Source organism: Castellaniella sp., from assembly GCF_034007085.1.
In the GTDB taxonomy this organism is placed as follows: domain Bacteria; phylum Pseudomonadota; class Gammaproteobacteria; order Burkholderiales; family Burkholderiaceae_B; genus Castellaniella.
In genome coordinates, this window is the sequence record NZ_JAVERO010000091.1 from 1 (window position 1) to 8,899 (window position 8,899).

Genomic DNA, 8,899 nt, shown 5'->3' on the forward strand with positions numbered 1-8,899 from the left:
GATCAGGATGGGTTCGGCGCGGAACTTGTCGCGGCGGTGCACCAGGGTGACCGTGCGGCAGATATTGGACAGGTACAGGGCTTCTTCGACTGCCGTGTTGCCGCCGCCGACCACGACCACGTCCTGGTTCTTGTAGAAGAAACCGTCGCAGGTGGCGCAGGCCGATACGCCGCGGCCCATGAAGGCCTGCTCGGACGGCAGGCCCAGGTACTGCGCCGAGGCCCCTGTGGCGATGATCAGGGCGTCGCAGGTGTAGACGGCACCCGTGTCACCGGTCAGCGTGAAGGGGCGCCGGGACAGGTCTACGCTTGCGATGTGATCGAACACCATTTCCGTGTTGAAGCGCTGGGCGTGTTCCATGAAGCGCTGCATCAGGTCCGGGCCCTGGACGCCGGCAACGTCGGCCGGCCAATTGTCGACCTCGGTCGTGGTCATCAGCTGGCCCCCCTGTTCCAGGCCAGTGACCAGGACCGGGGCCAGATTGGCGCGTGCGGCATAGACGGCTGCGGTGTAGCCCGCAGGGCCGGACCCGAGGATCATGAGTTTGGCGTGTTTTGCGCTGGACATCACTGAAAATCCATTCGATATTGACCCCGCAATTATAATGATGCGATGGCAAGAATTCCGGCGACCCCCACACGCTCCTCCCGCAACGTGCGCAATGGCCCCTCGCCCCTGCAGACGCGCCTCTCGGGCCTGTTCCGCGAGGCCCGCTGGGTGCTGCTGGCTGCCCTGGCCTGCTGGCTGGTTCTGGTGCTGGCCACCTGGACCCGCACGGACCCGGGCTGGTCCCATTCCGTTCATGGCAACACGGTCCGCAATTGGGGCGGTACCTTTGGTGCCTACGTCGCCGATCTGCTGCTGTATCTGTGCGGTGCTTCGGCCTGGCTGTGGGTGCTGCTGCTGCTGCGTCGGGTGGCGGCGGGGTTCTATCGCCTGTCCCGGGCCGTGTTGCCCAGCCGGGTGCCAGAACTGCTGCCCAGGGTGCGCTGGGAAGTCGGCATCGGCTACACCCTGTTGTTCCTGGGCTGCATGGGCGTCGAGGCCTTGCGGCTGCAGGCCTGGGGGGCGGCGCTGCCGGCCGGGGCAGGCGGTCAACTGGGGCAGTTGCTGGCGGGTGGCCTGGCCCAGCTGATGGGCGGGGCGGGCAGCACCTTGCTGCTGCTGGCCTTCATCGTCATGGGTTCCAGCCTGTTTTTCGGCTTTTCATGGCTCAATGTCTCCGAACGTGTCGGCTACGCCATCGAACTCGCCTGGCGCCGCCTGTGGGAACTGAAAAACGCCTGGCAGGACCGCCGCGTGGGGGTTACGGCCCAGGCCGAACGCCAGGAAATCGTCGAGACTCGCCAGACCCAGCTGGTGCATGAACAACCAGTGCGCATCGAACCCACCGTCACCACGGTGCCGAAGTCCCCGCGTGTCCAGCAGGAAAAGCAGCAGACGCTGTTCACCGCGCGCGAAGACCCGGCGATGGCAGGCAGCCTGCCGGCCCTGTCGCTGCTGGACCCGGTCGAGCAGTCCCAGGAAACCGTTTCCCCGGAAACCATCGAATACACCTCGCGCCTGATCGAAAAGAAACTGTCCGATTTCGGCGTCAACGTCACGGTTGTGGCCGCCCAGGCCGGGCCAGTCATCACGCGTTACGAGATCGAACCGGCCACCGGCGTCAAGGGCAGCCAGATCGTCAATCTGGCCAAGGATCTCGCCCGCGCACTCAGCCTGGTGCGCATTCGGGTCGTGGAGACCATTCCAGGCAAAAACCTGATGGGGCTGGAACTGCCCAATCCCCGCCGTCAGATGGTGCGCCTGTCGGAAATCCTGGGATCCCAGGTCTACCACGCCAGCGCTTCTCTATTGACGATGGCGCTGGGCAAGGACATTGCCGGCAATCCCGTGGTGGTTGATTTGGCGAAAATGCCACACCTGTTGGTGGCCGGCACCACCGGTTCGGGCAAGTCGGTCGGCATCAATGCCATGATCCTGTCCTTGCTTTACAAGGCGGATGCCAGCCAGGTGCGCCTGATCCTGATCGATCCCAAGATGCTGGAAATGTCCGTCTACGAAGGCATCCCGCATCTGCTGGCGCCTGTGGTCACCGACATGCGCCATGCGGCCAATGCCCTGAACTGGTGCGTGGCCGAAATGGAAAAGCGCTACAAGCTCATGAGCAAGCTCGGGGTGCGTAATCTGGCGGGCTACAACACCAAGATCCGCGATGCGCAAAAGCGCGAGGAACCGATTCCCAACCCATTTTCTCTGACGCCCGATGCGCCCGAACCCCTGGGCACCCTGCCCATGATCGTGGTGGTGATCGATGAACTGGCCGACTTGATGATGGTGGTGGGCAAAAAGGTCGAGGAACTGATCGCCCGGCTGGCCCAGAAGGCCCGCGCTGCCGGCATCCACCTGATCCTGGCCACCCAGCGCCCCAGCGTGGACGTCATCACAGGGCTGATCAAGGCCAATATCCCCACGCGCATTGCGTTCCAGGTCTCGTCCAAGGTCGATTCCCGTACCATTCTTGACCAGATGGGCGCGGAAACCTTGCTGGGCCAGGGCGACATGCTCTATCAGCCACCGGGCACCAGCGTACCCACACGGGTCCATGGCGCCTTCGTGCACGATGACGAGGTCCACCGTGTGGTCGAGGCCCTGAAAGCCGAAGGCGAGCCCGATTATGTCGAGGGGCTTCTGGAAGGCACGAGCGAGGGCGAGACCGGCGATGGCCTCAGTTCTGTCACGGGTTTCTCAGATCCAGAAAGCGACCCTCTGTACGACCAGGCCGTCGAGGTCGTGATGCGCAGCCGCCGTGCCTCCATTTCCTTTGTGCAGCGCAATCTGCGGATTGGCTACAACCGGTCGGCGCGGATTCTGGAACAAATGGAACGTGCGGGGCTGGTCAGTCCCCAGCAGCCCAACGGCAATCGTGACATCCTGGTGCCGGCCAAATCCGGCGAGGACGACTGATCGATGAACATGCATTTTTCCACGCGCTGCCGGGCGCAGGTGGCGGCCATCATGCTATGCGGCCTGGCGGGGCTGTCTGGTCTTGCCCGCGCGGCCGAACCGGCCCGGGTGCAGCTGCAGTCCTTCGTCGATCAGGTCAAGTCCGCCACCGGCCAGTTCAGCCAGGAACGTACCGATGCCCAGGGGGCGGCCCAGAAACCGCAAGGCGGCTTCTTTGCCTTTCAGCGGCCCGGGAAATTCCGCTGGGAAGTCCGTGTGCCTTATGCGCAGTTGATCGTATCCGACGGCCAGCATGTCTATCAGTACGATCCCGACCTGCAACAGGTCACCGAACGCCGTGCCAACCAGGCGGTCGGTGCTTCGCCGGCTGCGCTGCTGTTCGGTTCGGGTTCGCTGGACCAGGCCTTCGATCTTCAGTCCCGGCCCGACCATGATGGATTGCAGTGGCTGCGCGCCGTGCCCAAGACGCCGGATGCGGGCTTCGTCCACGCAGACATTGGTTTTGCCGATGGTTTGCCCCGGCGGCTGGAACTGCTGGATGCGTTCGGCCAGGTCTCGCGCATCGTCTTTACCGGTCTGAAAGCCAACCCCGTCATCCCGGCCGGACAGTTCCAGTTTGCGGTCCCCCAGGACGCCGATCTTGTGAAGATGGACTAGGTTGACGATGGCAATGGCGAATCAGGGTGATCTGCTGGGCGATGATCCCGACTTTGCAGGCGCTGCTGCGCCAGTGCGTGCCGACGTCAAGCCGGCGCATGCCCCTTTGGCCGAGGTGCTGCGCCCGCGCAGCCTGACCGAAGTCATCGGGCAGACGCACTTGCTGGGCGCAGGCAAGCCTCTGCGGCTGGCCTTCCAGTCGGGCAAGCCGCATTCCATGATTTTCTGGGGGCCGCCTGGGGTGGGCAAGACCACCCTGGCGCGGCTGACGGCCACTGCGTTCGATTGCGCCTTCATTGCCTTGTCCGCCGTGTTTTCCGGCGTCAAGGACATCCGCGCCGCCATGGCGCAGGCCGAACAGAACCAGACCCGAGGCCAGTCCACCATCCTGTTCGTGGATGAAATCCATCGCTTCAACAAATCCCAGCAGGATGCCTTGCTGCCCTTTGTCGAAAGCGGTCTGGTGACTTTCATCGGCGCTACCACGGAAAACCCCTCGTTCGAAGTCAATTCCGCCCTGTTGTCGCGTGCCCAGGTCTACGTGCTCAAGCCCCTGAGCGAAGACGAATTGCGTCAACTGGTGCAGCGTGCCCAATCCCAGGTCCTGGACGGCCTGATGTTCGACGAACTGGCCATCGACACCCTGGTGGGGTATGCCGATGGTGATGCCCGGCGCCTGTTGAACCTGCTGGAACAATGCCAGACGGCGGCGGGTGCCAGCGGCGTTGCGCGGATCGATGCGGCCTTCATTGAAAACGCTCTGACGCTCAACAGCCGCCGCTTCGACAAGGGCGGGGACAACTTCTACGACCAGATCTCGGCCCTGCACAAATCCGTGCGCGGCTCGCACCCCGACGCCGCCCTGTACTGGTTGACGCGCATGCTGGACGGCGGGGCCGACCCGCGTTACTTGGCGCGGCGCATCGTACGCATGGCCTGGGAGGACATCGGCCTGGCCGATCCCCGGGCACTGCAGATCGCCAATGATGCTGCCTTGACCTTTGAGCGGCTCGGCAGTCCGGAAGGCGAGCTGGCCCTGGGGCAGGCCGTCATCTACCTGGCAGTTGCCGCCAAGAGCAACGCAGGCTACATGGCCTACAAGCAGGCGCGCGCTTTCGTAAAGCAGGATCGCAGCCGCGAGGTGCCTGTGCACCTGAGGAACGCGCCCACGAAGCTGATGAAGGAATTGGGCTACGGGCATGCCTACCGCTACGCTCATGATGAACCCAATGCCTACGCGGCGGGGGAAACCTACCTGCCTGATGGCATGGCCGAACCCGGCTGGTACCGGCCCGTGCCCCGAGGACTGGAACTGAAGATCGGCGAGAAACTGGCGCAGTTGAAGCGCTGGGACGAGGAAGCAGGGCAGAAATAGCCAAAGGGACTGGGTGCCCCCTTTGGCCGTCACAAGGTCGTTTCAGAACGAAGCTGGGGTCATCCGAACAGTTTGTTGGCGACTTCCGCCGCGTGTTTGCCTTGGAATCGGGCACCGTCCAGTTCGTTGGCCGACGGCTTGCGCGAACCGTCGCCCCCGGCGATGGTGGACGCCCCGTAGGGTGCGCCGCCAGTGACTTCGTCCAGACGCATCTGGCCCTGGAAACTATAGGGCAGGCCCACGACGACGAGGCCGAAGTGCAGCAGGTTGGTGATGATGGAGAACAGCGTCATTTCCTGGCCGCCGTGCTGGGTGGCCGTGCTGGTGAACGCGCCGCCGACCTTGCCGTTGAGTTGGCCGCTGGCCCACAGGCCGCCCGCCTGGTCCAGGAAATTCGCCATCTGCGAGCACATGCGCCCGAAGCGGGTGCCGCAGCCGATCAGGATGGCGTCATAGTCGGCCAGGTCCCCGATCTGGGCCACCGGCGCAGCCTGGTCGAGCTTGTAGCCGGATTTGCGGGCGATGGCTTCGGGGACCAGTTCCGGCACGCGCTTGATATCGACGGTGGCGCCTGTTGATCGGGCGCCTTCGGCGACGGCCTGGGCCAGGGTTTCGATGTGACCGTAGGTTGAGTGGTAGAGGACCAGCACTTTTGACATGAAGAGACTCCTTTCCTGAGAGACACCCGTCATTCTGGCCTCTGCACGGCACGTTTGCGGCAAGGCCGTGGCGGGATTGAATACAATAGTCCCTTTCATGATCTTCGTCACCCCGCCATGCTTGACACCAATCTGCTGCGCAAGGACCTGGATCGCGTCGTTCGGGCCCTGGCCCGGCGCGGTCTGGCCTTTGATACCGATCGCTACCATGCCCTGGAAGCCCGCCGCAAGGCCGTGCAGGTCCAGACCGAGGAATTGCAGGCGCGGCGCAACGCGCTGGCCAAGCAGATCGGCCAGCTGAAGTCGCGTGGCGAGGACGCTTCGGCCGCCTTGGCCGAATCCCAGGCCATCCCCGATCAGCTCAAGGCCCTGGAGCAGGACCTGGGCGCCGTGCAGCAGGAACTGTCCGCCTGGCTGATGACCCTGCCCAATCTGCCCGATGACAGCGTGCCGGATGGCATATCCGAGGCCGACAACGTCGAAGTCCGACGCTGGCTGCCGGGGGCAGCGGGGGCGGATGGCAACCCGGCCGGCCTGGGGTTCGAGCCGCGCGACCATGTCGCCCTGGCCGAGCCCTTTGGATTGGATTTCGAGGCCGCTCGGTCCCTGGTGGGGGCCCGGTTCATGATGCTGCGCGGCCCGATTGCCCGCCTGCACCGCGCCCTGGCGCAGTTCATGCTGGACCTGCAGACCGGCGAGCACGGCTACCAGGAATGCTATACCCCGTATATCGTCAACAGTTCTACCCTGTACGGCACTGGCCAGTTGCCCAAGTTCAAGGACGACATGTTCTGGGTCACCAAGGGCGGTCAGGGCAGCACCCCGGACGATGACGGGCCGGCCGAGGATCTGTACTTGATTTCCACTGCTGAAATCCCGCTGACCGGTACGGTGCGCGACCGCATTCTGGATGCCCAGGACCTGCCGGTCCGGCTGACGGCGCATACGCCGTGCTTCCGGTCTGAGGCCGGCAGCGGCGGCCGCGATCTGCGCGGCCTGATCCGCCAGCACCAGTTCGACAAGGTCGAGATGGTGCAGATCGTGCATCCCGAGCAGTCCTGGCAGGCACTGGACGAAATGGTCGGCCATGCCGAGCACGTGTTGCAGGCGTTGGGATTGCCGTATCGGGTGGTGCTGCTGTGCGCTGGCGACATGGGTTTTGGTTCGGCCAAGACCTACGACCTGGAGGTCTGGCTGCCAGCGCAGAACACTTGGCGGGAAATCTCGTCTGTCTCGAACTGCCTGGATTTCCAGGCACGGCGCCTGCAGGGGCGTTTCCGCCCCGAAGGCCCCAAGGCCAAGCCCGAATACCTGCACACGCTGAATGGATCGGGGGTGGCCGTGGGCCGTGCTTTGGTGGCGGTGCTGGAAAACTATCAGCAGGCCGACGGCAGCATTGTGATCCCGCCTGTGTTGCGTCCCTATATGGGCGGCCTGGAAGCCATCCGGGCCTGAGCGGCCCGGGCCGTCGTCAAGTCTTGCGGGTTTTCGGACCGCGATAATGCGGCATCCCGGGCACGTCTGCCGGGGCTGTTTCCGTGCCCGAAGCGGCTGGGTCGGTTGTTTTCCGGTGGGCGCCGATGCGTGTGATCAGGACCAGGCATCCAACCCAGAACGTCAGGTTCAGGACGGTGGCCGGCAGGCTGTGAAAGCTGGCATAGCCGGTTGCGGCCGAGGCCTGAATATGGAAAGCATCGGCGACGAATGGGATGTTGCCCAGGCCTTCGATCATCAGGCGGCCAGGCAGGGAAAAGGCCCATTTCAGGGCTTCGATGATTTCCCATCCGGCGACCGAGCCATTGCCGTCGATATCGAGCACGAAATGCAGGGCTTGGATGTTCATGGCGGACCTCCGACTGCGTTTATGCCTGAATTCACTATAGGCCAGAAGACCGGGGTGGGCAATGCGATGGAATGTGCTGGATGCCAGCCGATTGATGCGGCTCAGGCCTCCGGGTCAGGGCATCCGGGGCAAGGCGGTTTGTTTGGATTCATGCTATGATGCGTGGCTCGACTCGCAATGCGTCGGACCCGGAGAGGTGGCAGAGTGGTCGAATGTACCTGACTCGAAATCAGGCGTACGGTAACCCCGTACCGTGGGTTCGAATCCCACCCTCTCCGCCAGCTATTGCGCATAACCCGTTGATTTCATTTAATGAATCGGCGGGTTTTGTTTTTTGGCCCTACATCGACTCGACTGTAGCTTGGGCCGGTGCATGACAATCTTTGCAACGGTGCTGGCAGCCGCGTTTCCTGAACTGGGCATCGGGTTTGCGGGCGTTGCACTGGCGTTCGGCCTGACGCTGCTGACCATGTGCTATGCGATCGGTCATATTTCAGGCTGTCACATCAACCCGGCCGTGACCTTTGGTCTGGTGGCGGGCGGTCGTTTCCCGGCGCGTTGGTCTATCGCGCCTTGCTGCCCCAGGACGACTGAGAATCTCCGTAGTGCTTTTGCAGCCGCTCGGATCCGGGTGGCTTTTTTATTTCGGCGGGCGGCTGTGTTGCCGCGATCATGGCCTCAGGCGTTTGCCCCGCAGTCTTCCAGCGCCGGGTAGTCCGTGTAGCCTGCGGGGCCCGGGGCATAGAAGGTTTCAGGCCGGGGGGTGTTCAGTGGTGCCCCCTGCGCGAAGCGGGCGGGCAGGTCGGGATTGGCGATGAACAACCGGCCAAAGGCAGCGGCGTCGGCACGCCCCTGCGCCAGCCAGCGGGCCGCCTTGTCCTGATCGAGTGCTTCGTTGGCAATCAGGCAGCCTGGGAATTTGTCGCGCATCATGGGCGCCAGGCTGTCCGGGCCTTCGTATTCGCGCAGGCACAGAAAGGCGATGCCGCGTTGACCCAGGGCCTCGGCAACGTAGCCGAAGGTCTTGGCGGGGTGATCATCGCCCATGTCATGGCTGTCGCCTCGGGGGGACAGGTGGACACCGACCCGGCCAGGCGCCCAGATCTCCAGGATTGCATCGGTGATTTCCAGCAGCAGGCGGGCTCGGTTTTCGACGGGGCCGCCGTAGGCATCCGTGCGTTGGTTGGTGCGGCTTTGCAGGAACTGATCGATCAAGTAGCCGTTGGCGGCGTGGATCTCTACGCCATCAAAGCCTGCTGCCTGGGCGTTTGCAGCGCCCTGACGGTAGGCTGCGATGATGCCGGGAATTTCTGCGGTGTCCAGGGCGCGGGGGGTGACATACGCTTTTTTGGGGCGCACCAGGCTGACGGTGCCGGTGGGCTGGATGGCGCTGGGGGC

The 8,899-nt window shown here is 63.9% G+C and carries 8 protein-coding genes, 1 tRNA gene and 1 pseudogene; 6 read left to right on the forward strand and 4 right to left on the reverse strand.

Annotation, left to right across the window (positions count from 1 at the left end; translation table 11 throughout):
- Window positions 1-567, reverse strand: a 567-nt coding sequence (locus tag RBR29_RS08515) for an FAD-dependent oxidoreductase (RefSeq protein WP_320348603.1), incomplete at its 3' end; no start/stop codon positions are given.
- Between the two features lie 45 nt (window positions 568-612).
- Between RBR29_RS08515 and RBR29_RS08520 the strand changes: the two genes are divergently transcribed.
- The 3 genes from RBR29_RS08520 to RBR29_RS08530 are packed head-to-tail and all read left to right on the forward strand — an operon-like array spanning window position 613 to window position 4,999.
- Window positions 613-2,967 carry a DNA translocase FtsK 4TM domain-containing protein gene (locus RBR29_RS08520; protein ID WP_320348605.1) on the forward strand — a complete coding sequence of 785 codons (2,355 nt, stop codon included), beginning with the start codon at window positions 613-615 and terminating at the stop codon, window positions 2,965-2,967.
- A 9-nt stretch (window positions 2,968-2,976) separates the two neighbouring features.
- Window positions 2,977-3,624: an outer membrane lipoprotein chaperone LolA gene (gene lolA, locus RBR29_RS08525; protein WP_320348606.1), complete on the forward strand. Its 648-nt coding sequence runs from the start codon at window positions 2,977-2,979 to the stop codon at window positions 3,622-3,624.
- A gap of 7 nt (window positions 3,625-3,631) precedes the next feature.
- Window positions 3,632-4,999, forward strand: a complete 1,368-nt coding sequence (locus RBR29_RS08530; protein WP_320348607.1) for an AAA family ATPase — start codon at window positions 3,632-3,634, stop codon at window positions 4,997-4,999.
- Window positions 5,000-5,058: 59 nt separating this feature from the next.
- On the opposite strand, the gene wrbA is transcribed toward RBR29_RS08530, so the two are convergent.
- Entirely contained in the window at window positions 5,059-5,658 is a 600-nt protein-coding gene (gene wrbA, locus RBR29_RS08535) for an NAD(P)H:quinone oxidoreductase (RefSeq protein ID WP_320348608.1), read from the reverse strand.
- Between the two features lie 117 nt (window positions 5,659-5,775).
- Between wrbA and serS the strand changes: the two genes are divergently transcribed.
- Window positions 5,776-7,113, forward strand: a complete 1,338-nt coding sequence (gene serS / locus RBR29_RS08540; protein WP_320348610.1) for a serine--tRNA ligase — start codon at window positions 5,776-5,778, stop codon at window positions 7,111-7,113.
- 16 nt (window positions 7,114-7,129) lie between these two features.
- On the opposite strand, the gene RBR29_RS08545 is transcribed toward serS, so the two are convergent.
- Window positions 7,130-7,501 (reverse strand): hypothetical protein, encoded by a 372-nt coding sequence (locus RBR29_RS08545; protein WP_320348611.1) that lies wholly within the window; start codon window positions 7,499-7,501, stop codon window positions 7,130-7,132.
- 190 nt (window positions 7,502-7,691) lie between these two features.
- Here RBR29_RS08545 and RBR29_RS08550 point away from each other — a divergent pair.
- Window positions 7,692-7,782 (forward strand) — tRNA-Ser (locus tag RBR29_RS08550).
- A 92-nt stretch (window positions 7,783-7,874) separates the two neighbouring features.
- A pseudogene (locus RBR29_RS08555) lies at window positions 7,875-8,060 on the forward strand (aquaporin); the annotation flags it as partial.
- A gap of 119 nt (window positions 8,061-8,179) precedes the next feature.
- Here RBR29_RS08555 and RBR29_RS08560 read toward each other — a convergent pair.
- Window positions 8,180-8,899, reverse strand: a 720-nt coding sequence (locus RBR29_RS08560) for an alkene reductase (RefSeq protein ID WP_320348612.1), incomplete at its 5' end; no start/stop codon positions are given.

Excerpts from the sequence above, each read along its gene's own strand:
- RBR29_RS08530 (WP_320348607.1), top strand. The coding sequence starts at position 3,632 with ATGGCAATGGCGAATCAGGGTGATCTGCTGGGCGATGATCCCGACTTT.
- RBR29_RS08545 (WP_320348611.1), bottom strand. The coding sequence starts at position 7,501 with ATGAACATCCAAGCCCTGCATTTCGTGCTCGATATCGACGGCAATGGC.
- RBR29_RS08520 (WP_320348605.1), top strand. The coding sequence starts at position 613 with ATGGCAAGAATTCCGGCGACCCCCACACGCTCCTCCCGCAACGTGCGC.
- lolA (WP_320348606.1), top strand. The coding sequence starts at position 2,977 with ATGCATTTTTCCACGCGCTGCCGGGCGCAGGTGGCGGCCATCATGCTA.
- serS (WP_320348610.1), top strand. The coding sequence starts at position 5,776 with ATGCTTGACACCAATCTGCTGCGCAAGGACCTGGATCGCGTCGTTCGG.
- wrbA (WP_320348608.1), bottom strand. The coding sequence starts at position 5,658 with ATGTCAAAAGTGCTGGTCCTCTACCACTCAACCTACGGTCACATCGAA.